General features: G+C 42.5%; 2 protein-coding genes. One reads left to right on the top strand and one right to left on the bottom strand.

Annotation, left to right across the window (positions count from 1 at the left end):
• The coding region (locus A3756_RS28525) for a hypothetical protein (protein WP_231875461.1) at positions 1-206 on the bottom strand (206 nt) is incomplete at its 3' end.
• Between the two features lie 218 nt (positions 207-424).
• Between A3756_RS28525 and A3756_RS02605 the strand changes: the two genes are divergently transcribed.
• Positions 425-848 (top strand): 7TM-DISM domain-containing protein (locus A3756_RS02605; protein ID WP_304438846.1); only part of this gene is annotated, 424 nt, incomplete at its 3' end.

Genomic DNA, 848 nt, shown 5'->3' with positions numbered 1-848 from the left:
TTAACCCGATAAAACTCGATTTCATCTAGCAAAGCAAATAGGCTTAAAATAAACTCCGCCAGGATGAAGTTAAATTTTAAGTTCAGATATAGATGGTCAACGAGTAAAAAAAGTTGAGCCAGTCCCCACAAGGCCAGGCGAGCGCTAGCTATCAGGCGAACGTTTTCGCGCAGTGGTGTTTTGCTTCCTTTAGAGGAAAAAATCATAGTCGTCGTTTACTGAAAAACTGGATTGAATTTGCTAATTATTAGAACAAGCTCTTAGAAAACATGCCAGACGTTTTCATGAAAGTTTTTAAGCCTTGTCTATACTTAGCTAAGTACTCATCACAGAAAAAGACAATTACCCCTTGAAACAATTACAAATAAAAAATGGACTTTGGATCTTTCTAGCGCTGTGTGTCTGCCTGTATTCCGTGTCGGCTATGGCGGAGGAGCATTACACCAATGGCATACCATTGTCTGGAGACCATCTTGAGTTCTTTGTCGATCCGACACATGGCTTGACGATAGATGATGTGCATGGCTACAACCTCTGGGACTGGCGCTCGAACGAGCAGGAAGTGCCATCATTTGGTTTTTCGCATGATACCTACTGGTTCCGCTTTGTGGTGCCAGGGAATGACCACGCCTGGTTGTTGGAAATCAATTATGCTTTGCTAGATGAAATCGAGTTTTATCGGGTTAAAGGAGGTGAAGTCGTTGAATTTGTCCGTACAGGTGATCACTTTGTTTTCTCTGAGCGTCCTATTCAACATCGAGCATTTCTATTTCCAATCGATGGCGCTGATGAAGCACAGCATGTTTACTTGAAAGTTCGCTCTTCAAGTTCCATTCAGTTGCCTGCTA

The sequence above is a fragment of the Oleiphilus sp. HI0086 genome (assembly GCF_001635225.1).
This window is presented reverse-complemented; position numbering and strand designations above follow the sequence as displayed.